Here is a 26,092-nt window from a genome sequence, read left to right as displayed (position 1 = left end):
ATCGCAATTCCTGACGCCCATCCTGTGACATGCCGGGTCCTCAACTAGTAAACACTTCAGGAGAACCTGGATTACACGGCGAGGTACTTGGCGTTCCACATGCTCCGTCAATCCAGGTCACTTTAGAGTCTTCTTCGCCGTACTCCTTGCCCGCAAGAGCGGTAGCGCTCAGCGCTCCAACCACAGCGCCGATCATTGCACCGGGCTCACCGAGGACCAAGCAACCCACCCCAAGTGCCCAGACTCCTACTGCGCATCCAGCGATTCCACCCGCTGTAGCCCCAGCCTCAGCTCCGTTCGCAACTTTGCCCAAATAGTCCCATGAGGTGAAATGATCCCAAGTGCAGGCCAACGATCCCGGCTCTCGTTGACACAACGTTCGCTGAGGCTTCGGGGTGAGGAGGCAGGGGTTTGCCCTGCAAACCAACGTACCGACGGCCCCATAGGGAGAGCCAGTCAGGTCGCAGGAGTTCTGCACATTGCAGTAATATTTGGTCTTCGGCCCCAAGCCCCCATTCCGGATTATGCAGGCGCCAACGCCGTTGCAGTTGTACACTGTCGGGCCTGCCTTGCCATCAGGACTGATTACACAAACCGAGGTTGCGGTACAGACAGTCACTGTCGGCTTGTTCGCATTCTCATTTTCTTCCCTTTTGGCATTCTCCTCGCTTTGACGCAGCCCGGCGACCACGCTCTTAGGATCCCAACTCTGACTGGAGTGTGAGCCTGGATTCGCTTCACTGTCGTCCACAGCGTAGGTACCACTCGGGTCGCTTCTAGTAGCTGGAGCATTATTCGCGTAGGCGTATCCGTTCCAGCTTTGCGGGTCCCCGAGATCGTAAATCGGGTCGACGCTGATGAAACGGCCGAGCACAGGGTCGTACTCTCGAGCTCCGACATGGACGAGCCCAGTCGGGTCGTTGGTGCCGCCGACGAAGCCCTTGCTCCCGAAGCCATTGGGCTGGCTGCCACGAGCCGTACCGAACGGGGTACTCCGTCGACGCTGACACGACAGCGTCGAGGAGTCGACCACGATGGACCCGGTGCCGTGGTGGTCGGCGATGGTCCAGGTCAGCGTGGTCCCACTGGTCAGGTTGCCCGACGAGTCCGTGTTCGCCGACCGGACTGCGACGCCACCGTAGTAGCGGGTCGCCGCCACTGCACCGGTGCTATTAGCTCGCAGTTCGCTGCCGTCTGGCAGGTAGAGCGTCCGGTAGCCACCGGGTTCGACGCGGATCATGCGGTTGCCGTTCGCGTCGTAGACCATGCTGGTGTCGCTGGAATCGTCGACGAGGGAGAGCTTGCCGTCCTCGGTCCAGCTCAGGGTCTGCTGGCTGCCGCCGGGGGCGGGTCGGCTCGTGGTGTTCCCTGCGGCGTCGTAGTTGTACGTCTTCGTGCTCGCTCCGGTGCCGGTGGTGACGACGGAGGCGAGGGAGTGGAGCGGCTTGCCGGTCCCGCCGTAGGTGTAGGTCGACAGGTAGTCGACGCTGCCGTCGGCGTTGTAGCCGGTTTCGGTCTTGCGGTTGCCCGCGAGGTCGAAGGTCCAGCTCAGGCGGTACGGGTCGACGCCGGCCTTCTGCGGACCGTTGGAACAGCTCGACGTCGAGACCGTCCACGCCTGCGTCATCCGGCGGAGACCGTCATAGGTGACGCACTCGGCCTGGTCTTGCGTACCCGTGTTCTTGGTGGCGATGCTGCGGACGTTGCCGGCATCGTCGAAGGCGTACGAGTCCGTTGTCTTGTCATCCCAGGTCGTCGGCGTGGTCTGGTTCTGGGTGTCGAGCTGGCTGGTCAGCAGGCGCCCGGTGGACGCTTCATAGCTGAAGGTGTGCCGAACCTGCTTGCCCGAGGTACCCAGGAGCTGCTGGTAGACCTGGCCGTCATACGTGTACGTCTGGCTGTCGATGATGCGCGTCGATCCAGCGACCAATGAGGTGAGGTGCCCGAAGGCGCCGTAGCCGTAGGTCAGGGTCTCCGCTGGGAGACCACCGGCCGCTGGGGACACCACCGTATTCGGCTGGCCGTTGTTCATGTACGTGTAGTCGAATCCGTAGGTATTGGCCAACGCTCCTTCGGCGGCCGGAACCGTGACATCTACGTGTGCCGGCTGATAGTCGGCGTTGTAACTCGTGATCGACTGCACGTACGCCGATCCGCCGACCTGGTTGCCACCCACGTACCGCGTCGCGGTTGCGAGTTGGCCGGCCTTTCCGGTGGTGCCGGAGGGGTAATAGGTCCAGGAGGCGAGTTGACCGGCGGCGGTCTTGCCGGCGTCCTTGTACATGGCCGTCTTGCGAGCAAGACCGTCGTAGCTGTAGGTCAGTAGCTGGCCCCGGCCGTCGGTCGCGGAGATGACGTTGTTGACCTTGTCGTACTTGGTGGTGCTGGTGCCCGTGTCCGGATCCACCGACTGCACCTTACGGCCGAGCAGGTCGTAGGTGTAGGTCCAAGTGGCGCCGTCCGGGCCCTTGGTCGAGGTCAGCTGGTTCCGCCGGTCGTAGGTGTAGGTCGTGCTATCCCACGCCTGACCGTTCGTCGCGACGAGGGAGCCCATCGAGGTGAAGGTCGTGTTGTCGCCGGCCCACCGCTTGAGGTGAATGTCGCCCTGGTCCTGCGGGAAGGCCCCGAACAGGTCCAGCTTGCCGTCTCCGGTGAAGTCGCCCGCGGCCAGGTTGGCCCGCTTCCATCCCGTGGAGACATCCGTTCCGGCAGCGAACGTGCCGTTGCCGTTGCCCAGCCAGCGACGCAGCACGTGGTCGGAGCTCCGGATCGCCAGCAGGTCGACCTTGCCATCGCCGTTGGCGTCCCCGGCGACCAGGTGTTCATAGCCGGACCAGCCGGTGCTCACATCCACCGGGGTGTCGAAGGCACCGCCGGTCGATTTGGAATGGGAATACTGCAGCATGCCGTCGGAGCTGCGGATTTCGACAAGGTCGGTGAGGCCGTCCCCGTCGAAGTCCCCGGCTGCCAGTTCGCTGTAGCCGCTGAACCCGGCGCCCACCTGGGCGGACGAGGGGAATCCACCGGTGCCGTCACCTTGGTAGCGCATGAGCACGCCATCGGATTTGCGGATGCCGATGAGGTCGAGGTTTCCGGCGGTGTCGAAGTTGCCGGACACCCAGTTGCGGTAGGCGGACCAGCCAGTGGTCGCCGAGCCGGTGTTCGGAACGAAGGTGCCGTCGCCGTTGCCAACGAATCGGATGCGACGGTCACTACCAGGGCGGATGCCGAACAGGTCGTTCTTGCCGTCGTTGGTGAAGTCACCGGCGACCAGCTCGGTGTAGTCGGCGAAGCTCTGGTACTGGCGCTTCTCGACCAGATTGCCCAGGCTGTCGGTACGCTCCTGGGTCGCGGTGCCGCCGATGGGCGGCTGAGTGGTGACGCTGTGGAAGCCGTAGCTGCTGACGGAATACCACTTCATCACGTTCTGGGACCAGGTCTCGTCCGTGAGCTGACGGCCTCGGCCGTCATAGGTGTACCGAGTCTGGCGGTCGACGCCGGTATCCGCGAACGCCACCAGCGTCGAGTACGGACCGGATTCCGCGTTGTAGAAAGTCGTCACCTTGACCGCCAGACCACGGCCGTCGTACTGGGTGTCGGTGATCATCCGTTTGCCGTCGGCTGTGGTCGTCTGCGTCTGACGGGGTCGCAGCAGACCGTCGTAGATCTCGAAGGTGTAGACGTTGCCACCGTTCGGGCCGAGCGTGGTGGTCTTGATCCACGGTGCGGCGTCACGGCTGTTGCTGTAGGCGTACGTGACATTCGGGGTCGACGACGTGTTGCCCGGCTTCTTGACCGTCAACAGGCGGCCCAGCGCGTCGTACGTCGCCGTGGTCACGTTGCTGTTGGCATCTGTGATGGCCAATGGGAGGCTGCGACGCACGTTGAACGTGGTCGTCGTCGTCAGGCCACCGGGAACGGTGACCGCCTTGGACGTGTTCAGGTGATCGGCGTTGTCCGTAAAGACCGTCGCGGTCGTGTGGTTCTCGCCGTCGGTCGACGATGTGACACGCCCGTAGCTGTCGTACACCACGTTGTCGGCGATGGAAACCCACTCACCGGTGACCCCGTTGACGGCGTCCACATTCCAGACGTAGTCCCGGGAGATGTTGCCTTCCAACGGCGCAGCGCCATACGTCTGGCCGTCGAACCGCCAGGCATGGTCATACAGCAGGTCCGTGGAAGTCGCCGCGCCGTTGGCGTCGCATTCCCCCGAGTACTGCTGTTCGCGCTGCTTGAACGCGTACAAGTAGAGACCCGGGTTCTGGGCGTACGCGTAGAGCGTGCAGGTTTCGTCGACCACGCCGACGTTGCCCTTGTCCGAGCGTGAGACGAGGCGGCCCCGACTGTCGAAGGTGTCCACCGTGCCGGACCGGCTCGCCATGGTGCCGGCGTCGTCGACCTCGTACGTAGTGACGTTGTCGGTGCGGTTGATGTATGACTTGAAGGTCGCCGGGATCGCCCACGCCTCGGTGAGCGTCCGCGTTCCAGTCTCCGCCCCGTACGGGTTGTACTGGACGATCCTCTCTGCGGTGCCGCCTGCCTGGTCGTATGTGATCTCGTTCATGAGGTGGCCGGCACGCTGCTGCTGATCGCTCCACGACCCGCTGTAGGGCGAAAGGCTCACCGTCCGATTTCCGGTGTCGGTGCGGTCACCGTGCAAGCCGCGGAAGTAGACGTAACCCATCTGCGACCTGGTCCCCGTCGCCGGGCCGGTAGTCACGGTGACATCGGAGTAGCCGCGCCAGTCCGACCACGACCGGTAGTCGATCGAGGATCCCCAGACGGCCGCGCCGTCTCCGTGCGCCCAGAGCACATTCGTGCTGGTGCTTGCCGTGGAATAGGCGTAGTTCGTCGCCACCGCCGGTGAACCGCCGACCCTGTCGGTCTCCACGACGCTGCTGACGATCCGTTTGTGCCACCAGGACCAGCCGGAGTCACCGGACGGGTTGGTGTAGTACTGCGGGAAACATCGGTTCGGGTTGTTGTCCGGATTCGGCGTGTCCCCGGCTGCGCAGTGCACGTCGTTCGCGGCGTAAGTAACGTCGATCTGCTTGCCGGTTTCGGTCAGAACCTGGGAGATCCGCCACTTCTTGTGCGACTGCATGCTGGCGCCGGCGTCGTAGTCGGCGCGGTTCTGCATCAGCGTGCCGTTGAACGACACCTGCGGCGTGGCGATCGACGAAGTGTCTGAATATCCGGTGTGCGAGATGGAGGCCAACCACAAGACAGCTGACGCGTCACCCGGGGTGGGGAAGGTGTGCTCCAGCGTCCATTTGTCCACCGTCGAGTACGACGAGTTGACGAGCACCTGGGTCTGCACCGACTCCAGCCGGAGCGTGGAGAAGAACGAAGGCGACATGTTGTTGGCGCACGTCGTGCCGGTGCACACCAGGTCCCAGGGTGTGTCGGGCCAGTTGGTGTCGTTGTGGGTCGTGCAGGACGTGGTCACGCAGCGGTCGCCGTAGTTGAATACCACTCGGGCCGGTGCGGTCACCGTCGCGGCATCCGTCGTACGGGTGCCGTACTCGATCCGGTTCAGGTGAAGTTCGCGGTAGTAGCCGGTCGTGAAGGTCGAGTCGTTGAACATCGCCGTGTTGTTGGCGGTCCGGCCGTACCAGTAGGAGATCTCGTTGCCGTTGCGGTCGACGACGTAATCCAGCATCCAGCGCAACGCCTGTCGATTGCACCGCGACGAAATGGCGGCAGACGAGTTGTAGCAAGGCTCGTTGGACCGGTTCGAGTAGACCGGTGCAGTCATCACCGAGCCCGTGCCCGTCCGGCCGTTCGGCAGATCCTCCAGGCCGAACCAGTACTGGGTGCCGTCCATCGTGGTGATCTTCCAGTGCTCACCGTCGATGTCGTTGTTCGTCGCGCCGGTCAGCAGTTCGACCTTCTCGCCGTCGTCGTCCGCGAGCCGCCAGACGTTGTCGCTGCCCAGCACGATCTCGCTCGACTTGCCGTTGAGCATGATCTGCGCGTTCGGCAGCCGCCAGCACAGATCCGCAGTGACCATGGTCCAGTTCGGCGAGTTGTCGTTGTCCTGGATGCACGGCCGATAGGTGCGCTCGATGTAGCCCGGCGAGTAGGACCAGCCTTCGCCGATCTCACTCGGTTGAGTGTGGGAACCGGCGGTCTGCCCGTCGACCGCGCCCGAGCTGTAGTTGAACGCGACGCTGGGGACGAGGTTGCTGGGCACCGGCGGGACCTGGAGCGGATACGAGTACGTGAAGTCGCCGGAGTTTCCACCGGCTGACCAGGTGGACGACTCCTTCAGGTCGGTCTTGGTGAAGTCGCCTGTCTCGGTCGACGATCCCGACGCGGCGAGCGCCACCACAGTCTCGGTTGCCGCCGACGCGGTGTCGAGGGCGACGTCGAAGGTGATCACCCCAGCGTCCCCGTCAACGGCGGACTTCACCACCTTGCCCGCCGCGCAGCCTTGCTTCGTCGGAGTTGTCAGGTAGCACTCGGGAACCGCGGTCGCCTTGAGCCGCCAGGCCCAGTCCGCGCCGTACGCGTGCGAGAAGGACGAGATGTCGACGCGAAGTCGGACTGCACCGCCGCGCTTGCCGTCCTCGCGGCCGACCTGGAACGCCAAAGCGCTCCCCGTGGGCTCGGTGAGCTTGCGGTCGACGACGCTCAGCCGGACCTTCCCCGGCGCCTCGGCCGCCTTTCCGGGCGCGGATCGCGACAGCGCCTTGCCGTCGCCGTCGAGCGGCGTCACGGTCACCGGCAGGTCGCCCACCGTGGTCGAGCCGGATTGCCGCAGGCCGTCGCCACCCATGGGGAGGTCGACCGACGCTGTCCCGGCCGACGGCCACTTCGTGGCGTGGCCCTTGTACTGCTCCATCTTGGGCGCGGTCGACTTCGAGGTCTTGATCGCGGAAACGGCGACCGAGCGGTCCTCCGCCGCCGCGGCCTGCAGATCAGGCGCCGCCGCGTGCGCCTCGGGCGTCCAGCCCAGCATCGAGACCAGCATGGACGCGATGACGAAGCTGGTCCGCCACAAGGCTCTGGGTCTGACTGTCCTATACAGACGGTCGAAAAAGGGTATGACTGTACTACACATGGCGCTTACCCCCGTAGTGAGTGCCGAATGAGTTAGGTGACCGTAAATGCATGAACGTAAGATCGTCAAGGACAACTTTTACGGCCCGCCATGGAGCCCATCACCATGCGTAGTAACGAATGGCTGGAGGGCATACAAAAGATCTCTTGTATATAAGATTATGATTGAAGGCAGCTCTGAGGCGACTCCGAGCTGATCGATAGAACCGAATTGCCGGGGGCTTACGCCGAGGGGCGGCGGAGCGCGCGGGTCCGCTGGGCGACCCCGTCGAGAATCAGGTCGAGACCGAGGAAGAAGTCGGCGTCGGGGCGGAGTTCGTGCTACGGCGGCACGCATATGGGCGACGCACCTGATCGCTCCGCTGCCTGCGTCTCAGATCGGCGTCAGGTCGATCTGAGACGCGATATGAGCACGATATGAGCAGGTTTGAGCGGGGAATCTGAGCAGAACGAGCGACCAGGGGATGCGATACCGTTCGCGGCGGGGACAATGATCTCACGACCGAGGAACGGGGGGAGCCCATGGAGATCGCCACTTCGCAGCAGGGCGGCATCGTCGCCGTCACGGTGACCGGTGACGTGGACCTGCTCTCCCGGGAGGAGCTCGGGCGGAGCCTCGCCGACGCCGTCCGCGACGCGGACCAGGGCGTCGAGGTCGACCTGTCCGGCGTCGACTTCCTCGACTCCTCCGGCATGTCGACGCTGCTCACCGGCCGCCGGGCGGCCGACGAGGCGGGCCTGACCTTCCGGGTCGTCGCCGCCGGCGACCTCGTCCGCCGGGTGATGGTACTGACCGGCGTCTGGCCGCTGCTCACCGGGCAGGCCCACGGATGACGGCAAGCCGCGATCCCGAGATGCTCGACCGCATCAGGGCGGTCACCGACGCCGAACTGTCACACCTGCCCGCGGACGCGCTGCTCACCGAGCTCGTCGTGCGGACGAGGGCGTTGCTGGACGTCGACACCGCGACCATCCTCCTGCTGGACCCGACCGGGCGGGAACTGATCACCGCCGCGACCGTCGGTCTGGAGGAGGAGTTGCAGCTCGACATCCGGGTGCCGATGGGCGTCGGCTTCGCCGGGCGGGTGGCGGCCAGCGGCGAGTCGCTGATCATCGAGCACGTCGATCGCGGCGACGTCTTCAGCCATGTGCTGATCGACCACCACGTGACCTCGATGGCGGGCGTCCCCGTGCTGCTCGCGGGCCGCGTCGTCGGCGTGCTGCGGGTCGGCAGCATAGCGGCCCGGCCGTTCACCGAGGACGACATCGAACTGCTGCGGCTGGTCGCCGACCGGGCCGGGGTGGCCGCGAACACGCGGCTGTCGCAGACCGAACGTGTGGCGACCCTCGCCCTGCAACGCAGTCTGCTGCCCGTCCGGCCGCCGGAGATCCCGGGCCTCGACATCGCCGTGCGCTACATCCCCGGCGCCGCCGTCGGTGTCGGCGGCGACTGGTACGACATGTTCACCCTGCCGTCCGGTCACGTCGGCCTGGTCATCGGCGACGTCGCCGGGAACGGTCTCCAGTCGGCCGTCGTCATGGGCCGCATCCGCAGCGCGCTGCGGGCGTACGCGTTGGAGTCGACCGACCCGGCCGACGTGCTCACCCGGCTCGATCGCAAGATCCAGCTCTTCGAGCCGGGCGCGATGGCGACTGCGGCGTACGGCGTCGTCGAGCCGGACCGGACCTCGGTCACGTTCTCGGTCGCCGGGCACCTCATGCCGGTCGTCCTCGATCCGGGCGGGCGTGGGCACCTGCTCGACGCCCCGGTCGACCTGCCGTTGGGCGCTCTGCCGGACGCCGCCCGCCGGACCACCACGCTGGCGTTGACGCCCCGGACCGGCCTACTGCTCTACACCGACGGGCTGGTGGAGCGACGCCGTCAGTCGATCGACGACGGTATCGGGAAGCTGCTGGCCGGGCTGGCCGGGAGCGACGCCGAGGGCCTGTGCGCCTCGGCGACGGCGAACATGCTGCACAACGAGGCAGTCAACGACGACGTGGCCGTGGTCGGCGTACGCCTCACGTGACGGGGCGCAGCGGCGCCGGATGCGACCACAGCCGCACCCAGACCAGTTTGCCGCCCTCGTAGTCGTCGACGCCCCACGCCGCGGCGAGCTGTTCGATCAGGGCCAGCCCATAGCCGCCCGTGTCGTCGGGCGTACGCCGCCGGGGCGACACCGACGTGCTGTCGGCGGCACTGATGGTCACCTGAGTCTCGTGCGCCTGCACGGCGATCTCCAGCAGCCCGCCACCGTGGCGCACGGCGTTGGCCACCAGCTCCGAGACGACCAGATCGGCGATGTCCAGCCAATCGCCGTCGGTGAACCCCCACGCCGTGAGCAACTGCCGAACGGTCTTGCGAGCGCCGCGCGGGGCATCGACCCCAGACGGCACATCCAGCCGGGCACGCAGCTCACTCACCGTTCCCTCCCCTCCCCGAGGCGACCGGCGTACTCGCCGCCCATTCTGCCGCTTCTCCCCTGAGAAGACGAGGCGGCGTCGGCACCGGGCGAACGAGGGGCCGTCTCCATGGAGAACGAGACGGCGGGGAACTGGCTGCGCGATCCGGGATGAGCGGCCGGTGTCGTAGGCTTCCGCGGTGATCAGTCCATACGCGCAGACCCCGTACGCGGTGCGCTGCGACTGGGGTCCGATCGGCGCGGACGAGGTCGGTCCCGGCACCGCCGTGGTGGCCGTGGTCGATGTGCTCTCCTTCACCACCACGCTCACCGTCGCGGCCGACCAGGGCATCGAGGTCTTCCCCTACCGCTGGCGCGACGAGCGGGCCGCCGCGTTCGCCGCCGAGAAGAACGCGACGCTGGCCGTCGGCCGGTCCGAGGTCGGCCCGGCGCAGCCGGTCAGCCTGTCGCCGTCGACGATCCGCGCCGCGCACGGTGTCACCCGGCTCGTCCTGCCGTCGCCCAACGGCTCCACCGTCGCGCGGCGGCTGGCCGAGACCGGCGCGACCGTCATCGGCGTATCGCTGCGCAACGCTCGCGCCGCCGCCGCGTGGACCGCCCGTACGCTGCCCAGCGGCGCGGCCGTCGCGGTCGTCCCGGCCGGCGAACGGTGGAAGATCGACGACTCGCTGCGCCCGGCGATCGAAGATCTGTGGGGCGCGGGCGCGTTCCTTCAGGGTCTGCTCGACGAGGGGCTTGGCGGTCTGTCGCCCGAGGCCGAGTTGGCGGCGGCGGCGTACCGCCATGTCTCCCCCCACCTGCGAGACGCGTTGTACGCCTGTGCCAGCGGCATCGAGCTGGCCGGCTACGGCTATCCGGAGGACGTCGAGATCGCGTCCGAAGTAGACAGTAGCACCGTGGTTCCGGTGCTGGACGGCGACAGCTTCCGCCCGGTCCCGGTCTAACCGACGGCGATCTCCACCTTCGGTGTGCCACCGGCGATCCGGGCCGCCTCAGCCTCGATCTGCTTCCTCGGAACCGCCGACCGTTCCTGGAACAGCCGCACCGACACGGTGTCGCCGTCGGTGTCCCACACTCCGGCCACCCGGCCCCGGTGGATCACCACGGGTGAGATCCATCCGGCCGCCTTGCTGACCTCGGCTCGCCGCCCGGGTCCGATCAGCCGCTCGTCCTGCGTACCGGGGCCGAGCACGTATTGGTCGAAAGCAGGCAGGAGGCGTACTTCATCGAACGGCTTCGCCGAGGCGATCGCGTCGACCTGGTCGGCCACCGCGTACGCCGGAGTCCCGTCGACTTCGACCGCGGCGATCACGCCGTCGGCCGTGAGGTCGGCGTACCACTTCTTGAGGTCGGTCTTGCGCAGCACACCGCGCGCGATCCACTGATTGAATGCCTCGGGCGCGGCCGGACCGTACGCACCCAGGTAGGCCGGGATGGCCACGCGCGCAGCCTCAGCCGTGTCGGGCAGGCCGGGCCAGCCGTCGAGGTAGGTGTCGGGCCGGGTGAAGGTGACCCGGCTGCCGTCGCTCGGCCCGTAGACGAGCAATCCCTGGTACGCCAGCGGTTTGAGCACCGCGCCCCAGCCGGATGCCAAATGCTCGGCGAGCGAGGGGTCGGAGCTGCGCTCGAGGACGGCCTGGCTGAGCTGCTCCCGGGTCAGGGCGGCGCCGTCCAGGGCGGTCCAGGCGGCCTCGGTGATCGCGGCCAGTTGGGCCGCGGTAACGAAGTTGCGCTGCCAGACCGGTTTCTCCCAGGTCTTGGTCGCGGCCATCAGAGCCAGCAAGGCCGGAGTGTCGGCTGGGGTCAGCAGGTGCAGCGTGCCCCGCATCGCCCAGGTCTTCACCAGCTTGCGGTCCCGCAGCGCCTGGGCGACCTGGCCGGCCGGCGCGGTGGCCTGCCGGGCCGCGATCGCCTGCTCGGCGCTGGAGGCCACCTGGGCCTGCACGCCACAGAGCCGATGCGCGACGTCGACGGCGGAGGTGCCGCGAGCCGGACGGTCGAGCAGGTGACGGCGCATGCGCCAGGCGAATGCTCGGTCCCAGGTGATGATCACCCGGTCCAGCCTAGGCTGCGACTCCGACCAAATCGGGGACGGCCGCCACCGAGCGATACACCGCCGGCTCGCGGTGCACCGGCGCTTCGCGCATGCCGGCCGCGAGACGCTCGGCCACGGCGACCGCGTCCTGCTCCCGGTCGAACGGCTGCCACATGGTCCAGCTCGCCTGGGCCGAGCCGACGAACCAGCGGCCGTCGGGCAGGACGCCCAGCGTGATCGTCATCTTCTCATCAGACAGCTTGCCCCGGCCGATCCAGCGGCGCACCCGTCGGGTGCCGTCGGACCAGGGGGTCGATTCCCGTTCCGTGTCCACCCGACGACTATCGAACACAGGTACGACACCGTCAAGAGCTGGTCCCGCGTGTCGGGAACATTTGTTCGAATCCCACGGCGTACCCGTGGCTCGCTTTTGGCCCGTGAGCAGCGTGTCACTCGTTGCGTGCGACCTCCGGGCCGGTCATCCGGCGCAGCAACGGCAGGGTGCCGCCGATGACCGCGAGCGACAGGACCAGGCCGACCGCGACCATGGCGTAGTAGTCCCAGCCCGGCGGCACGAGCGTCGTGTGCATCTGCGCCCGCAGGAACAGCTGGGCCGACAGCAACCCCACGCCGATGGCCACGACAGCCACCACCATCATCGGCAGGACGCTCTCCAGCAGCACGACCCGCCGAAGCGTGCGCAGCGAGACGCCGGTCAGCCGCAGCAGGCTGAAGGGCCGCTTGCGGTCGCTGAGGCCACCGGCGACGCTGGCGGCCAGGCTGCATCCGGCGATCGGCAGGCTGGCCAGGATGATCACGTTGGCCAGCTGCACCCAGCCGGTGAACATGTTCGTCGTGTCCTTGGTGTAGTCGCGATCGGCGATCGGGCGGTGCACACCGGTGAACGCGGCTTCGAGCAGCGTCCGGCTCCGTTCGACCGCGCCGATGGAGCCGTCGTTGGCGACCTGGATCGAGGCGATCGGCAGCCGCTCCAGTTCCTCGGCGGTGATCGCCGCCGCCGGCCAGGGCGGCACCGGCATGCCCTTCGGAATTCCGAAGTCGGATATCGCTACCGCTTCGGCGCCGGCGGGACAGCTGCCCAGTTCAGGATGACGGGCCAGGTCGGCGCAGGCGATCACGTACGGCTGGTCGCCATACTTGCCGGGCTGATCCGGGCCGAAGCCGGGGTTGGAGCGCAGGAAGAACACGTCGCTCACCCCGGCGATCGTCTTGAGCTGATCAGTCACCGCCGGCGTACCGGTGGGCCCGGGTCCCGGCCAGAACAGCTGCCGCACGTAGCCGTTCTCGAAGCCGTACACGAGCGCGTCGCGGTCCTCCTTGATAGTGCCGATGGCACCGACCGCCACGCTGGTCACGAACATCGCGAGGACAAGTCCGCTGACCGCCCGGAAGCCGGCTTGCGGATTGTCCGACAGCCGCCGGGCGGCGATCAGGGTGGCCGGTCGCTGCGCCCGACGGGCCAGCAGCCGGGAGCCGACCATGGTCAGCCAGGGTCCGGCGAGCACCAGTCCGGACATGACCACGAGGAAGCCGGGCAGGAACACGGCGACCTGCTTGATGCTGGTGTCGGGCCGGTGGCCGTTCAGGTAGTAGAGCCAGGCCAGGCCGGCCACGAGCGGGATAAGCCGGTACGCCCGCGGCGGCTTCGGGGTGACCCGCCGCGTCACACCCAACGGCGAGACGCGTACGCGACGCAGCGACAGCCAGGCCACGACGAGCGCCGCCGCCGGTACGCCCGCCGCCACCCACAACACGTTGGCGACCGTCAGGGACATGTCCTCCGGAAAGAATGGGGCGCCGGTGAAGGGGATCGCCGCCAACGGCCTTCGCAGGACGAGGAAGACGCCGAAGCCGACGAGCGTGCCGATGGCGGCGGCGACAGCGGCCTCGACGACCGCCATCTTCGAGATCTGCCCGCTCGTCGCGCCGATCAGCCGCATGGCCGCGTACCGCTGTTCCCGACGGGCTGCGGTGAGCCGGGTCGCGGTGCCGATGAAGATGAGCACGGGGAACAGCAGCGCTCCGGCGACGACGCCGAGGATGAGGTCGAATCCGGCCGACCGATAGCCGACGATGCAGCTGGCGCAGTCCTCCGGCGAGGTGCCGAAGATGCTGGTGACCTGCTGGGCGTTCGGCAGCTTGGCGGCCTCGGCCGGATCATGCCCGATGATGATCACGAGCGAGGTGGGCGACGGCAGCGCGGCGTCGCCGATGATGCCGGCCTCGTGGCCGGGGAACCGCTCGCCGAGCAGCTCGGACGGCGCTTTGGCGAGCAGGTCGTGCATCTTCGGGGAGACGAAGTACTCCCCGGCGGTGGGCAGCCGGGTCAGGCCCGGCGGGATCGGCGAGTCGGGGCCGGTCGCCGCGACGTCGACCCGCGCGATGGAGTCCGCGTCGTAGAAGTCTTCGCGCGGGGCCCACCACAACGGGTCGGCGTGCACGGCGTCGATGGCGGTCGCCGGGGCGAGGCCGGTGTTCATCCACGCGTACCGGTGGTTGAGCGAATGGACGGCGTTCATCGCGGCGAGCGTGGCCAGCACGAGGCCGACCCCGAGCGCGACGGCGGCGGCGATCGTGATCAGCCGGACCACGGCTTCCCGGCCGCCGGCGACGGCGAAGCGCAGACCGAGCCGGATCACGACGCGACGCCTTCGGTCATCGCGACACGGCCGTCCCGGACGATGACCTCGCGGTCGGCGTACGCGGCGACGCGGGGCTCATGCGTGACCAGGACGACGGTGGTGCCCTGTTCCCTGGCCGAGCCGACGAGCAACTCCATGACCTGCTCGCCGGTCAGCGAGTCCAGAGCGCCGGTCGGCTCGTCGGCGAACAGCACCTCGGGTTCGGCGACCAAGGCTCGGCCAAGCGCGACCCGCTGTGCCTGCCCGCCCGACAGCTCACCCGACCGGCGACCCTCCATTCCGGACAGACCGAGTCGCTCGAACCAGACGCGGGCACGTTCCATCGCCGCCGCCCGGCGTACGCCCCCCAGCAGCAGCGGCAGCGCGACGTTCTCCTGGGCGGTCAACTCGGGCACCAGCTGGCCGAACTGGAAGACGAAGCCGAACCGGTCGCGCCGCAGCGCGCTGCGGCGGGTCTCGGACATCTGGTCGATCCGGTCCCCGGTGAAGGTCACCTCGCCGGAGTCGGGCACGAGGATGCCTGCGAGGCAGTGCAGCAGGGTGCTCTTGCCGGAGCCGCTCGGTCCCATGACCGCGACGATCTCGCCGGCCTCGGCCCGGAAGGACGCGCCGCGCAGGGCCGGGGTCTCGCCGAAGGACAGCGTGACGTCGCGGGCCTCGATCAGGGCGGTCATCGGCGGATCTCCTTCGCCAGCGTGTCGAGCCGGGCGGCGGTCAGGTCGATCCAGCGCAGGTCGGCTTCGAGGTGGAACAGGCCGTGGTCGGCGAGCAGGGCGTCCACCATGCCGCCGCTGCGCCGGATCTCGGTGAGCTCGCGCATCCGCTGCATGTGGGCGCGCCGCTGGGTGTCGAGGTACTCCTCGGCGGGCCGGCCGAGCATGAGCGCCAGCACCACCTTCGAGAAGAGAATGGTCTGCAGGTGCGGCTCGGGCTCGACGGGCTCGGTCAGCCAGGCGTCGACCTCGGTCGCGCCGACGTCGGTGATGATGTAGCGCTTGCGGTCCGGGCCGTCGCCCTTGCCGACGTCGCTGATGACGACCTTGCCGTCCCGGGCCAGCCGGCTGAGGGTGGCGTACACCTGGCCGAACGGCAGCGGCCGCCCGCGCCCGAAGTAGGCGTCGTAGTCCCGCTTCAGCTCGTATCCGTGACTCGGTTCGCGTTCGAGCAAGCCGAGGAGGGTCAGAGGCACCGTCATGCCGAGGACTATACACCCGGCGTATACACCCGGCGGACAACCCCGTTGGCGACACGACCACGGGCGCGCGGGGGCGGGGGCGGGGCAGAATGGCGCAATGCTGCCGACCGACGGGCACGTGCACAGCGAATGGTCGTGGGACGCGCCCCACGGCGCGATGGAGGAGACCTGCGCGCAGGCGGTGGCGCTCGGGCTGCCGGCGATCGCGTTCACGGAGCACGTCGACCACACGAAGTGGACGGTCGAGCCAGCCGAGCTGGATCCGTTCCCCCACCTCAAGAAGCTCCTCGACGCCGACGACCGGGTCGTCCCGCCCGTCTTCGACGCGCTGGGCTACCTCGAAAGCCTTGACCGCTGCCGGCACCGGTTTCCCGACCTGCGAATCATCAGCGGCGTCGAGCTGGGCGAGCCGCATCGGCACCGGGACCAGGTTGCGCGGCTGCTGGCCGTCGGCGAATTCGAGCGGATCCTCGGCTCACTGCACACGATTCCCTGGGCTGACAAGGCTTCCGAGCCGCCCTTTCACTTCCGGCAACGCCCGCCCGGCGACGTCCTGCGGGACTATCTGGCCGAGTTGCCGTCGATGATCACGACGGCCGCCGAGTTCGGCGTACTGGCTCACATCGATTACGCCGTCCGCTACTGGCCGGCCGACGCCGAGCCCTTCGACCCGTACGCCTTCGAGGACGAGTTCCGGCACGCCCTGCGTACGCTGGCCGACAGCGGCCGGGTGCTGGAGGTCAACACCCGGGGGCCGAGGAATCCCGAGATCGTCCGTTGGTGGTACGACGAGGGCGGGCAGGCGGTCGGCTTCGGCAGCGACGCCCATCAGCCGACCGGGCTGGCCTTCCAGTTCGCCGAGGCGGCCGCGATGGTCGAGGCGCAGGGCTTCCGCCCCGGACACCACCCCTACGAGTTCTGGGTCCGTTAGGCGTCCAGTGAAGCCATGACTCCGAGGGGGTTGGCCAGCAGATCGGCGAATCCGAGTTCGGCCGCCCCGGCCAAGGTGGTGTCGTCGCCGAGCGCGGCCACCTCCAGGCGTACGCGATGCCGGGAGACCGGCAGGACGTGGGCGGCGATGCGGCGGTCCACCCGTTCGCGGGCGCCCAGGTAGACGTCGCGCATGATCCCGCCGAAGACGAGCATCCCCGGGTTGAACAGGTTGATCAGGTTCGCGACCCCGATGCCGAGCCAGTCGCCGACGTGGTCGACCGCCCGCCGCGACGCCGGGTCGCCCCGCAGCGCCGCCTCGACCACGTCACGGACGGCTTCGCGGCCGATGACGTCGGCGGGCAGGCCGGCCTCGTCGAGCAGCGCCCGCTCCCCCACCTCCGCTTCCAGGCAGCCGCGGGCGCCACAGGAGCACGGCCGGCCGTCGTGCGGGTTGACCACCATGTGGCCGAGTTCGCTGCCGTAGCCGCTCTCGCCGTCGAGCGCCTCGCCGCCGACGATGATACCGCCGCCCACACCCACGTCGCCGTGCAGATAGATCAGATTGCGTACGCCGACGCCGGCGCCCCGCAGATATTCGGCCCACGCCCCAAGGTGCGCCTCGTTGCCGACCCGGACCGGCAGCCCCAGCCCGAGCTGGTCGCGTAGTTCGGTGCCGAAGGCCTGGTCCACCCAGCCCAGGTAGGGCCCGTACCGGACGGTGCCGTCGCCTGGCCGGATCATCCCGCAGTAGGACGCGCCGACTCCGACGCAGACCGCGCCGGGCCGGGCCGCGCGGTGCAGGTCCCGCCCGAACTCGGCGAGTACGCCCACCACGGCGTCCAGGTCGGGCCCGGAACGCGACCGGGTGGCGATCCGCCGGTCCTGCACCTGCCCGCCGAGCGACACCCGGGCGGCGGTCAGCCGGTCCACCGCGACGTCGAAGGCCAGCACGTACGCGCGATCGGCGGCGGGCGTGACGACCAGCGAGGGGCGGCCGGAGCGGCCGAGCCCGCCGGGTTGCCGTTCGCGCACGAGACCGGCGGCGCTCAGCCGGGTCGTCAGGGCCATGATGGTGCTGCGGTTGAGGTTCATCTCCTCGGCCAGCTCGGCCCGGGACATCGGACCGGCCAGATGCAGCCGCCGCAGCAGCGCGCCCAGATTCCGCCGAGGTCCCTCGTCGGAGGCGGCCTCGGCTCCGGGTGCGGTCGGGCTGGTCAGCATCGGCGAACCCACCTTACAATGCGTGCGTCGCGACCCCGGCGGGCATCAAGGACTGTGCGGGCTGAAACGTCGACTCCCACGAAAGGGGGCGTCGATGTTGCGACGCTTGGACGATCTGGCGGCTCACCTGGCGACCCGGGGTGATGTGCTCGGGGTCCTCGGGCTCGGTTCGGCTGGGGTGGAGCAGGACCGCTTCGACGAACACTCCGATCTGGACTTCTTCGTCGTCGTGGACGACCTCGCCGCCAAACAGCGGTATCTCGACGACATCGGCTGGCTGGCCGCTCCCGCGCCGGTGGCGTACAGCTTCGTCAACGATCGCAACGGGCGCAAGGCGCTGTACGCCGACGGCGTCTTCTGCGAGTACGCCATCTTCACCCTCACGGAACTGGAGCAGCTGCCGTTCACCGGCGCACGGGTGATCTGGGCCCGCCCGGATGCGCCCGAGAACCTGGCCGAGCGGGGCGCCCAGCCGACTCCGGAGAACAGCACCGTGGAGTTCCACCTCAACGAGGCGCTGACCAACCTCTACGTCGGGCTGCATCGGGAGCTGCGCGGTGAGACTCTGACGGCGGCTCGGTTCGTGCAGTCGTACGCCGTCGACCGCGTGATCGCGCTGGCTCGGCTCACCGATCCGCGGGCGTATCAGCGTGACGTCTTCGATCCGAGTCGCCGGGTGGAGCGAGCGTACGCACCGGCGGAGCTGCCGCTGGCCGGGATGGTCCCCGGCTACGGGCGCACCTTCGAGGCGGCCGAGGTCACGCTCGGCTGGCTGCGGGCGCGATTCGAGGTCGACCCGGTGATCGGCGCGGCGATCGACGAGCTGCTCGAGATCCGGGCGCGGGGTGCGTCCGCGCCCGGATCGGCTAGCTGAAACAGCTAGAGACAGTCACCGCCGCCGTTGTTGTTCTGCGCCGGCTGGGTGTACTTCTCCTGCGTGCCGTACTTGGCGTACACGCGCATGTAGTTGGGGTAGTCGACGTCGCCGTAGTAGGTCGCCGTCTGGTTGTCGTAGTACGTCGTGTCGCTCGACCAGACGATCCACTGGCCGTTGCACTGCGACTGGACCTCCCAGTACACGTTGCCCGCGCAACCGGACAGGCCCTGCGACCACATGACCATGTTGGCGCCGTTGTAGATGTACTTGGAGAGTTCGAGCGTGCACGAGTCCGCGGCCTGCGCCGAGGCGGCCGGGCCGACCAGTCCGGCGGCGGCCAGCGCGGCGGCGGCCGCGACACCTGCGATCCTGCGCATGGTGGTACCTCCTTTGTGGATGCCTCCCAGGATGTCGATCACCATAACCGTCTCTGTAATGTCTTGTCACCCTGTAACGATCTAGTGAAAATCCTTAACGGCGTCCCGTGACCTGGACTCTCCCACGATGGGAGGGTCCAGCATGGGAACCGTGCAGGACGAGATGACCATCGGCCGGTTCGCCCGGCTCTGCCGGCTGAGCGTGAAGCAGCTGCGCCACTACGACGAGGCGGGGCTGCTGCGGCCCGCCCGCGTCGACCCGGCCACCGGCTACCGCTACTACGTGCCGGCTCAGGCCCGCGACGCGCTCACCGTCGCGCTGCTGCGCGAGATCGACCTGCCGCTCGCGGTCATCACGGCGGTCCTGGCCACGCCCGAACCGGACCGCGGGCGGTTGCTGACCGCCGAACGCGACCGGCTCGCCGAGCGCATCGACCGCGATCGGGCCCGGCTCGCGCTGCTCGATCGGCTCGCGTCCGGTCACCCCGATCACGAAGTGGTACGCACAACGGAGCCGGCGAGACGGTTCGCCGTCGTCCGGGCGACCGCCGATCCCGGGCGCATCGGGGCGGCGTACGGCGAATGCGTCGGACGGTTGCTCGCGACGCTCGCCGGTCAGCCCTGGACCCCGCCGTTGTGGGGCCTGTATCCGCTGGACCTCCCGGACGGCGCGGCCGATGGCATGGCGGTCGCGGCCGCCGCCGAGACGGACGCGATCACCACGCTGGAGACGGTGGACCTGCCGGCCGCCGACGTCGTCAGCACCGTCCATCATGGACCGTATGCCGAGTTGCCCCTGGCGTACCACACCTTGTTCGCCTGGATCCACGAGCGGGGACTGACCCCCGTGGGCCCGGCGCGCGAGACCTACCTGGTGGGGCCCGGCGAGGCCGAGCCCGCCGACCTGCTGACCCGCGTGATCCTGGAGGTACGCCCGTGAAACCCGAGTTGGTCGACCTCGCCGAGCAGGAGTTCCTGATGGTCGACGGCCGCGGCGACCCGGACGGGCCGGTCTACGCCGAAGCGGTCGCCGCGCTCTACAAGCCCGCGTACGCGCTGCGCTTCGCCCTGAAGCGGGCCGGCGTCGACCGCAAGGTCGCGCCGCTGGAGGGCCGCTGGTGGTCCGACGACCTCGCGGACTTCGCCGTCGGCGGCGACCGGTCGCGCTGGACCTGGACGATGATGATCGGCCTGCCCGCCGAGGCCGCCGAGCTCGAAGTGCCGCTGGCCGGAGGCGTGCGGCGCGAGCGGTTCGCCGAGGGACTGAGCGCGCAGGCGCTGCACGTCGGCCCGTACGCGACCGAGCCGGAGACGCTCGACGTCCTGCACGCCTTCATCACCGAGCAGGGGTACGCGATCGACGGCGAGCACCATGAGATCTACCTGTCCGATCCGCGCCGAACCAAGCCCGAGCGGCTCAAGACGATCCTGCGGTACCCGGTCCGCCGCGCATAGCCTGGCCCCGCGCCTGTAGACGAAATGTATCCGATTTGGATATCGAGATGTTCAGATCGAATCATGAGGATCAGCCAGCGTGCCGTCGTGATGGCGCTCACGATCGCCCTGGCCGCCGCGGTGGGCGGAGCCGGCGCGAGCGCGGCCGCCGAGACGGCGACCGTGCCGGACGCGGCGGACGAGTCGCAGGACTTCCCGTTCCCCGGGGCCGACACGATCGCCCTGCATGACGGGTCCGATCAATACATCACCTACGGCGCCAGCGCCCACGGCCGCAAGGTCCCCTATGCGATCTCCGGCTCGGGTGACGTGGTCGGCACCTCGCCGGTGATCGCCGGCGACGCGATGCCGGACGGCGGCGGGGCGTGGGTGGAGGACGGCTCCGGCATCTGGACGCCCGGCGCCTGGTACCACGTCAAGGACGGCGTGGGCCGGTACTACCTGGTCTATACGGCGACCCACCGTGACGACAACGGCCGCAAGTGCGTCGGCGTCGCCCGGTCGCGGAACGCGGGCGGCCCGTTCACCCCGGAGCCCACTCCGATCGTCTGCCCGGACAAAGGCGACCGCTGGGCGCTGGACGCCGACGTCACCGCCGGCCCCGCCGGCGCGATCTGGCTGACCTGGCGCGACGGGCAGCGGGCCGAGGGCTTGGAATCGGCGCTGTCGGTCATGATGCTGACCTTCAACACCGACGGCACCGTGGACCGCAACGGCGACCCGGTGGTGATCCTGCGCAGCGACAGCCTGGCCTGGGCCAAGTGGCGCGACACCGGCGGGGTGACCGTCATCGAGAACCCGAGCGCCTTCTACCACGACGGGTCGTGGTACCTGTTCTACTCCGGCAACGCCTGGGCGGAGAACTATTACTCGACCGGCATCGCCTTCTGCGGCGCGAAGATCGACGACGGCCTGTGCACGCCGATGCCGGGGCCCAACCGCGCCTGGTTCTCCTATTCCGGCCCGGCGGTGCATCTGCCCGACGACATGCGCAAGTACGGGCTGCCCGGCGACAAGCGCGGACCGGGCGCCATGGACGTGTACCTCGCTCGCGACGACCGGCCCTGGGTGACCTGGAACTACCTGGCCGACGACAGCAGTGGGCGCAAGAGCCGCACCGGCCGCCTGATCATCACCGGATCCGGCGCCGGCGCGGACTTCAAGGTCCAGCTCTCCTGAAGCACATCCGCCGTATCCGCTTTCCTGATCCGCTTTCGTGAAAGGGACCGTTTCCATGCCCCGGAGAAGCCTGAGCACCGCCCTGGTCGCCGTGGTGGCGACCCTCGCGGGGCTCCTGCCGGCCACCCCCGCCGCCGCCGTGAACGTCACCTTCCAGGCGGGCACGCTGAACATCCTCAACGAGCTGACCCAGGCGCAGTTCGCCGAGGATCTGCGGCTGATCACCTCGAAGGCGGACCTGGTCGGCCTCAACGAGGTCGCCAACCGCCGTGACTTCCTCCAGACCTGGGCCGCCGACAACGGCTGGTGGTTCTACTCCCCCACCCCCTACAACGCCTCCGCCGAAGCGCTGCTGGCCAAGAAGAGCATGTTCGACGTGCTCGACAAGGGCTCGAACTTCGTCTGCGACACCAACGGACCCGGCGAGGTGCCCCCGGCCCGGTACAACAACTGGGTCAAGTACCAGCACAAGGCCAGCGGCCGGGTCGTCTTCCACATCAACTTCCACGCCAACGCCAGCATCGAGGACAACGGCCACCCGACCGACCTGCCCCGGACGCAGTGCGCGGAGCAGCAGTTCCAGGAGGTCAAGGAGCTGGCCGCGCGGAAGAAGGACGAGGGCCAGGTCATCGTCAGCGGCGACCTGAACGTCGACTTCGAGGCCGACCGGAGGGTCGGCTACGCGAAGTTCCCCTGGAAGGTGTTCGAGGCCAACGAACTGCCGAACCTTCGCTCCGTCTACAACATCCTGGGAGTCAAGGCCACGCCGACGCACGACGTGCGGCACATCGACTACGTGTACTTCTGGAAGCGCGTCGAGTCGTTCCAGGTCATGTGGATGACCGACTATCGGATCATCACCGGCACGAACTCCGACCACAACGGCGTGGTGGCCGACTTCGCCATCGACGTGGCGTAGCCGCCGCCGTTCCGCCGGGCCGGACGCATGGCGGCGGCCGGCCCGGCACTGCACTCCATCGGCATGGAACTAGTTACGGCCAGAACTCCCTACGATGGTCGCCATGGGCGATTCGGATGCCTGGCGTGGCGTCGAGGGTCCGGGCGGCCTGAGCTTCCTGGGCCATCTGGCCGACGTCGACGTGTTCGACGTGGTGTGCCGCATGCGCAACGTCGGATTCTTCGGCACCGAACCGGTCGGGGTCTACACGGTGATCCTGGTGTCCGGCGGCGGCTTCCTCCATCGCATCCACCGCGAGGAATCCTTTGTAGACACGATGTCGGCGGTGGTCGTCCGGCCCGGCGACCAGCTCACCGTCGCACACCCCGCCGGATTCGATGACCGGTCCACCGTCCTCCAGTACGCCGAGGAGCCCTATCTCGATCTCGCGCCGGGCGCGCGGCAGGTCAGCGACGACCTCTTCCTGCGGCATCGTGCCCTGGTCGCGGCGTGCCGCCGGGGTCTCGACCCGGTGGAGCTGGCCGAGCGGGTCGACCTGCTCGTCCACGCCCTCGCCGCGCCGGAGCGCTCGGCCCGCCGCGACGGGCGCACGATGCGGTTCGGCACGCGGCAGGTCCACCGCCGCATGGTCGACCGGACGGTGGAGGCGCTGGGCGACGGCGGCTACCGGCGCGGGCTCGACGAACTCGCCACGATCGCGGGCGCCTCCCGGCATCACCTGAGCCGCGTCTTCCAGGCGGTCACCGGGATGACGGTGACGGCGTACCGGAACCGGTTGCGCGTACGCGCGGTGCTGGCCGACATCCAGCAGGGTGCGCCGAACCTGCGCGAGCTGGCCCACGCGTACGGCTTCGCCGATCAGGCCCACCTGATCCGGGTGGTCCGCGGCCAGTTCGGGCGTACGCCCGGCGAGATCCGCCGGCTCCTCCACGCCGACGCGATGGCCGAGGCGCGCGAGTGAGCACATAAGTTCAACGAACGGCTGCTCACCCGGCCCGACCATGGATCGCATGACCGACATCGGAACGGCCGACCGGGACCACCGCTGGGCTGACGATCAGTTGATCGACTCCCCCACCCGGACGACGGACGACATCGCCCGCCCGGAGACTCGCTACGATGTCCCAGCTCGACGCGACCTTGCCAGAACCACGTCTGAGCTGAGGGGTGAGACTTGACGTCGTCGTTCGGCGCGCTGCTGCGTGAACTCCGCCGCGACGCGGGCTTCACCCAGGAACAGCTGGCCGACCGGGCGGCCATCAGCAGTCAGGCGGTCGGCGCCCTCGAACGCGGCGCGCGGCGCTTCCCGCATCAGTACACGGTGGCCCGGCTGGCCGACGCGTTGGGGCTGGCCGACGACCAGCGGGCCGCCTTCGTCACCGCCGCCGCCCGGCCGTCCGCGCCACCGGCGCAGCGAGAGCCGGAGGGCACCACCGAGTCCGCGGTACGCGTCCCGCGCCAACTGCCGCCGTCCACCCCGCTGACCGGCCGGGAGCCGATGATCGCGGAGGTGGCCGCGCACCTCGTCGCCGCCACCGACCCGAGCCCGGTGCTCCTGGTGGGACCGGGCGGGATCGGCAAGACCGCGCTGGCCGTCGCGATCGGGCACCAGCTCGCCCCGGAGTTCCCGGACGGGCAGTTGTTCGCCGACCTCCGGGGCGCCCAACCCGACCCGGTCGACGCGTACGCCGTCCTCGGGCGGTTTCTGCGGGCGCTCGGCGTACCCAAGGCGGAGGTGCCGGCGGACCCGGACGAGCGGCTGGCCGCGTACCGCAGCGCGCTCGCGGGCCGCCGGATGCTGCTCGTCCTGGACGACGCGGCCACCGAGGAGCAGGTCCGGCCGCTGCTGCCGCCGCCCGACGGCTGCGCGACCGTCGTCACTTCCCGTCGCCAGTTGGGGGCGTTGCTGGGCGCGACCCGGTGGACGGTGCCGGCCTTGGGCCGCACGGACGCGGTGCGCCTGCTGGCCCGGATCGCGGGCGACGCACGTATCGCCGGCGAGCCGGCCGCGGCGACGCGGGTGGCCGACGCGTGCGGATATTCACCCCTGGCCATCTGCATCGCCGCCGGGCGGTTGGCGGTCCGGCCACACTGGACGGTCGCGGAGTTGGGCCGCCGCCTTACGGCCGAGCACGGGCGGCTGGACGCGTTGTCGGTCGGCGATCTCGATGTGCGGGCCAGCATCGGGCTCAGTTACCAATCTCTGCGCCCGGAGCAGCGGCGGCTCCTGCGGCGGCTGGGGCTGGTCTGGACGAAGGACTGGCCGGCCTGGGTCGCCGACGAGCTGGGCGACCCGGAATCGCCCCCGCGCTCGGCCGAGGGCGATCTCGACGAACTGGTCAACGTCCACCTCGTCGAGGCGATCGGCGCGGACGCGGCCGGCCAGCAGCGATTCCGCCTGCACGACCTCATCGCCGAGTTCGCCCGGGAGCGGGCCTACGACGAGGAGAGTTCCGGCACGCCGGAGCGGATAGTCGCCGATCTGCTGCGATCGTGGACGGCCTTGGCCGCCGGGGCCGACGAGGACCTGGGGCACGGCTTCGGCTATGGCGCCGGTCTCACGATCGGTGACGCGCCGGCCCAGCCCGCCGAGACTGCGCGGGTCGCGCCGGGCGAATGGTTCGACGCCGAACGCGGCACGCTGGTCACGGCGGTGGGTCAGGCGATCCGGCTGGGTCACGCCGACGTGGCGGGGACGCTCGCCCTGCGGCTGGCCGGCTTCCTGCGCGTACGCGGTCATCGCGACGACCACATCGCGACCCTGCGCCAGGCGCTTGCGGCGGTCCGTGCGGGTGGCCTCGACGAGCTGCGGCTGCGGGTGGCGCAGACGTTGTTCTCGGCGTTGCTCGATCACGACCTCGACGCCGGGATGCCCGAGCTGACGAGCGAGATGCTGGCTGCGGCCCGCGCGCTCGGCCAGGCCGATCTGCTGATCCGTGCGCTGGTCCAGGCGGGGCTGTACGCCAAACGCCGAGGCCGGCTCGGCGAGGCGATCAGCCATTACGAAGACGCCCTCGCGGCCTGCGCGGACGAGTCGCGGATGCTGGCCACGGCACTGGCCGCGCTGGCGTTGGCGTACACCGAAGCCGGTCGGCCGCACGAGGCGTTGCCGTTGTCGGAACGCGCGGTCACGCTCCAGCGCGAGGAAGGCGCGCCGGTGATGATCGCGCTACGACTGCTCAGCCACGCCGAGGTGCTCGCCGACGCGGGCCGGCCAGTGGACTCGGAGAAGGCGTTGCGGGAAGCCCTGGCGCTGAGCCGCTCCACTGGTCACGACGCCGCGCGGGCGTACGCCGAATGGCGGCTCGGTGACCTCGCCCTGGCGCGGGGCCGGTGGCGTACCGCCGATCGGCTGATCCGGTCGGCCGTCGCCACCTTCGACCGGCTGCGCGACGCCGGGAGCACGGCGTACGCCATGCGTTCCCTGGGCGATCTCGCGATGGCCCAGGGGCGTCCGCAGGCGGCGATCACGCCGTATCAAGAGGCGCTGGCCACCTGGCAGCGGTTGCGGTTGCCGTTGGAGGCCGCCCGGTTGCAGGCCCGCCTCGGCCACGCCTGGTACGCCTTGGCCGATCACGGCCGCGCGGCCGAGCATCGGGCGGCCTGCGACCGGGTCCTGGCCGACCTCGGACTGACGGAGCGGGCGCTGCGCCTGGGCCCGGCCTTCCAGTCCGCGAAAACGAATGTGTAGGTCGGCTGTAGGGGTTGTCGCTGTCCTGAGTGGACCGCGCCCGGACAGACTCTGCG

The 26,092-nt window shown here is 69.2% G+C and carries 20 protein-coding genes; 11 read left to right on the top strand and 9 right to left on the bottom strand.

What is annotated here, in order from left to right:
- Positions 1–40: 40 nt before the first annotated feature.
- A complete protein-coding gene (locus tag HDA40_RS37630; RefSeq protein ID WP_253762712.1) occupies positions 41–6,979 on the bottom strand; it encodes an FG-GAP-like repeat-containing protein in 6,939 nt (2,312 codons plus the stop codon).
- A 611-nt stretch (positions 6,980–7,590) separates the two neighbouring features.
- Between HDA40_RS37630 and HDA40_RS37625 the strand changes: the two genes are divergently transcribed.
- Both HDA40_RS37625 and HDA40_RS37620 read left to right on the top strand, forming a co-directional pair.
- On the top strand, positions 7,591–7,902 hold the full coding sequence (locus HDA40_RS37625; RefSeq protein ID WP_253762710.1) for an STAS domain-containing protein: 312 nt from the start codon (positions 7,591–7,593) through the stop codon (positions 7,900–7,902).
- On the top strand, positions 7,899–9,098 hold the full coding sequence (locus HDA40_RS37620) for a PP2C family protein-serine/threonine phosphatase (RefSeq protein ID WP_253762708.1): 1,200 nt from the start codon (positions 7,899–7,901) through the stop codon (positions 9,096–9,098). The genes HDA40_RS37625 and HDA40_RS37620 overlap by 4 nt, the downstream gene beginning before the upstream one ends.
- On the opposite strand, the gene HDA40_RS37615 is transcribed toward HDA40_RS37620, so the two are convergent.
- Positions 9,091–9,492: an ATP-binding protein gene (locus HDA40_RS37615; protein ID WP_253762706.1), complete on the bottom strand. Its 402-nt coding sequence runs from the start codon at positions 9,490–9,492 to the stop codon at positions 9,091–9,093. The two genes, HDA40_RS37620 and HDA40_RS37615, sit on opposite strands and share 8 nt — an antisense overlap.
- Before the next feature lie 178 nt (positions 9,493–9,670).
- On the opposite strand from HDA40_RS37615, the gene HDA40_RS37610 reads away from it, so the two are divergent.
- Positions 9,671–10,435: a 2-phosphosulfolactate phosphatase gene (locus tag HDA40_RS37610; protein ID WP_253762704.1), complete on the top strand. Its 765-nt coding sequence runs from the start codon at positions 9,671–9,673 to the stop codon at positions 10,433–10,435.
- Here the strand turns inward: HDA40_RS37610 and HDA40_RS37605 are convergent.
- The 5 genes from HDA40_RS37605 to HDA40_RS37585 form a co-directional block, all read right to left on the bottom strand.
- Complete coding sequence (locus tag HDA40_RS37605) at positions 10,432–11,544, bottom strand: winged helix DNA-binding domain-containing protein (protein ID WP_253762701.1); 1,113 nt, start codon at positions 11,542–11,544, stop codon at positions 10,432–10,434. The two genes, HDA40_RS37610 and HDA40_RS37605, sit on opposite strands and share 4 nt — an antisense overlap.
- Positions 11,545–11,554: 10 nt before the next feature.
- Positions 11,555–11,860: a hypothetical protein gene (locus HDA40_RS37600; protein ID WP_253762699.1), complete on the bottom strand. Its 306-nt coding sequence runs from the start codon at positions 11,858–11,860 to the stop codon at positions 11,555–11,557.
- A 115-nt stretch (positions 11,861–11,975) separates the two neighbouring features.
- Positions 11,976–14,186, bottom strand: coding sequence for an ABC transporter permease (locus HDA40_RS37595; RefSeq protein ID WP_253762698.1), 2,211 nt, complete (start codon positions 14,184–14,186; stop codon positions 11,976–11,978).
- Positions 14,183–14,863, bottom strand: coding sequence for an ABC transporter ATP-binding protein (locus HDA40_RS37590; protein ID WP_253762696.1), 681 nt, complete (start codon positions 14,861–14,863; stop codon positions 14,183–14,185). Before HDA40_RS37590 ends, HDA40_RS37595 begins: the two co-directional genes overlap by 4 nt.
- Complete coding sequence (locus HDA40_RS37585) at positions 14,860–15,384, bottom strand: PadR family transcriptional regulator (RefSeq protein ID WP_253762694.1); 525 nt, start codon at positions 15,382–15,384, stop codon at positions 14,860–14,862. Before HDA40_RS37585 ends, HDA40_RS37590 begins: the two co-directional genes overlap by 4 nt.
- 97 nt (positions 15,385–15,481) lie before the next feature.
- Here HDA40_RS37585 and HDA40_RS37580 point away from each other — a divergent pair, with 97 nt between their 5' ends.
- The gene (locus tag HDA40_RS37580) at positions 15,482–16,315 is read left to right on the top strand and encodes a PHP domain-containing protein (RefSeq protein ID WP_253762693.1); all 834 of its coding nucleotides are present in this window, start codon (positions 15,482–15,484) and stop codon (positions 16,313–16,315) included.
- Here HDA40_RS37580 and HDA40_RS37575 read toward each other — a convergent pair.
- On the bottom strand, positions 16,312–17,538 hold the full coding sequence (locus HDA40_RS37575; RefSeq protein ID WP_253762691.1) for an ROK family transcriptional regulator: 1,227 nt from the start codon (positions 17,536–17,538) through the stop codon (positions 16,312–16,314). The genes HDA40_RS37580 and HDA40_RS37575 overlap by 4 nt on opposite strands.
- A 94-nt stretch (positions 17,539–17,632) precedes the next feature.
- Here HDA40_RS37575 and HDA40_RS37570 point away from each other — a divergent pair, with 94 nt between their 5' ends.
- Positions 17,633–18,412: a hypothetical protein gene (locus HDA40_RS37570; protein WP_253762689.1), complete on the top strand. Its 780-nt coding sequence runs from the start codon at positions 17,633–17,635 to the stop codon at positions 18,410–18,412.
- A gap of 5 nt (positions 18,413–18,417) precedes the next feature.
- Here the strand turns inward: HDA40_RS37570 and HDA40_RS37565 are convergent, their stop codons facing one another.
- On the bottom strand, positions 18,418–18,792 hold the full coding sequence (locus HDA40_RS37565) for a hypothetical protein (RefSeq protein ID WP_253762688.1): 375 nt from the start codon (positions 18,790–18,792) through the stop codon (positions 18,418–18,420).
- Positions 18,793–18,934: 142 nt separating this feature from the next.
- On the opposite strand from HDA40_RS37565, the gene HDA40_RS37560 reads away from it, so the two are divergent.
- The 6 genes from HDA40_RS37560 (at position 18,935) to HDA40_RS37535 (ending at position 26,036) form a co-directional block, all read left to right on the top strand.
- Positions 18,935–19,732 (top strand): MerR family transcriptional regulator, encoded by a 798-nt coding sequence (locus HDA40_RS37560; protein WP_253762686.1) that lies wholly within the window; start codon positions 18,935–18,937, stop codon positions 19,730–19,732.
- The gene (locus tag HDA40_RS37555) at positions 19,729–20,247 is read left to right on the top strand and encodes a GyrI-like domain-containing protein (protein ID WP_253762685.1); all 519 of its coding nucleotides are present in this window, start codon (positions 19,729–19,731) and stop codon (positions 20,245–20,247) included. The genes HDA40_RS37560 and HDA40_RS37555 overlap by 4 nt, the downstream gene beginning before the upstream one ends.
- Before the next feature lie 63 nt (positions 20,248–20,310).
- A complete protein-coding gene (locus HDA40_RS37550) occupies positions 20,311–21,426 on the top strand; it encodes a family 43 glycosylhydrolase (RefSeq protein ID WP_253762679.1) in 1,116 nt (371 codons plus the stop codon).
- 55 nt (positions 21,427–21,481) lie between these two features.
- Entirely contained in the window at positions 21,482–22,345 is an 864-nt protein-coding gene (locus tag HDA40_RS37545; RefSeq protein WP_253762677.1) for an endonuclease/exonuclease/phosphatase family protein, read from the top strand.
- A gap of 103 nt (positions 22,346–22,448) precedes the next feature.
- Positions 22,449–23,306 carry a helix-turn-helix domain-containing protein gene (locus HDA40_RS37540; RefSeq protein ID WP_253762676.1) on the top strand — a complete coding sequence of 286 codons (858 nt, stop codon included), beginning with the start codon at positions 22,449–22,451 and terminating at the stop codon, positions 23,304–23,306.
- Between the two features lie 213 nt (positions 23,307–23,519).
- Positions 23,520–26,036, top strand: coding sequence for an ATP-binding protein (locus tag HDA40_RS37535; RefSeq protein WP_253762673.1), 2,517 nt, complete (start codon positions 23,520–23,522; stop codon positions 26,034–26,036).
- Positions 26,037–26,092: the final 56 nt, after the last annotated feature.

It is taken from the genome of Hamadaea flava (assembly GCF_024172085.1).
GTDB lineage: Bacteria > Actinomycetota > Actinomycetes > Mycobacteriales > Micromonosporaceae > Hamadaea > Hamadaea flava.
Note: the sequence above shows the minus strand (reverse complement) of the source record. Positions and strands in the feature narration are given on the sequence as shown.

Bases quoted from the DNA above. Each gene is read 5' to 3' on its own strand.
- HDA40_RS37570 (WP_253762689.1), top strand. From the start codon at position 17,633: ATGTTGCGACGCTTGGACGATCTGGCGGCTCACCTGGCGACCCGGGGT.
- HDA40_RS37575 (WP_253762691.1), bottom strand. From the start codon at position 17,538: ATGCTGACCAGCCCGACCGCACCCGGAGCCGAGGCCGCCTCCGACGAG.
- HDA40_RS37540 (WP_253762676.1), top strand. From the start codon at position 22,449: ATGGGCGATTCGGATGCCTGGCGTGGCGTCGAGGGTCCGGGCGGCCTG.
- HDA40_RS37565 (WP_253762688.1), bottom strand. From the start codon at position 18,792: ATGCGCAGGATCGCAGGTGTCGCGGCCGCCGCCGCGCTGGCCGCCGCC.
- HDA40_RS37590 (WP_253762696.1), bottom strand. From the start codon at position 14,863: ATGACCGCCCTGATCGAGGCCCGCGACGTCACGCTGTCCTTCGGCGAG.
- HDA40_RS37630 (WP_253762712.1), bottom strand. From the start codon at position 6,979: ATGCTGGTCTCGATGCTGGGCTGGACGCCCGAGGCGCACGCGGCGGCG.
- HDA40_RS37580 (WP_253762693.1), top strand. From the start codon at position 15,482: ATGCTGCCGACCGACGGGCACGTGCACAGCGAATGGTCGTGGGACGCG.
- HDA40_RS37625 (WP_253762710.1), top strand. From the start codon at position 7,591: ATGGAGATCGCCACTTCGCAGCAGGGCGGCATCGTCGCCGTCACGGTG.
- HDA40_RS37545 (WP_253762677.1), top strand. From the start codon at position 21,482: ATGCCCCGGAGAAGCCTGAGCACCGCCCTGGTCGCCGTGGTGGCGACC.
- HDA40_RS37560 (WP_253762686.1), top strand. From the start codon at position 18,935: ATGGGAACCGTGCAGGACGAGATGACCATCGGCCGGTTCGCCCGGCTC.
- HDA40_RS37585 (WP_253762694.1), bottom strand. From the start codon at position 15,384: ATGACGGTGCCTCTGACCCTCCTCGGCTTGCTCGAACGCGAACCGAGT.
- HDA40_RS37550 (WP_253762679.1), top strand. From the start codon at position 20,311: ATGAGGATCAGCCAGCGTGCCGTCGTGATGGCGCTCACGATCGCCCTG.
- HDA40_RS37620 (WP_253762708.1), top strand. From the start codon at position 7,899: ATGACGGCAAGCCGCGATCCCGAGATGCTCGACCGCATCAGGGCGGTC.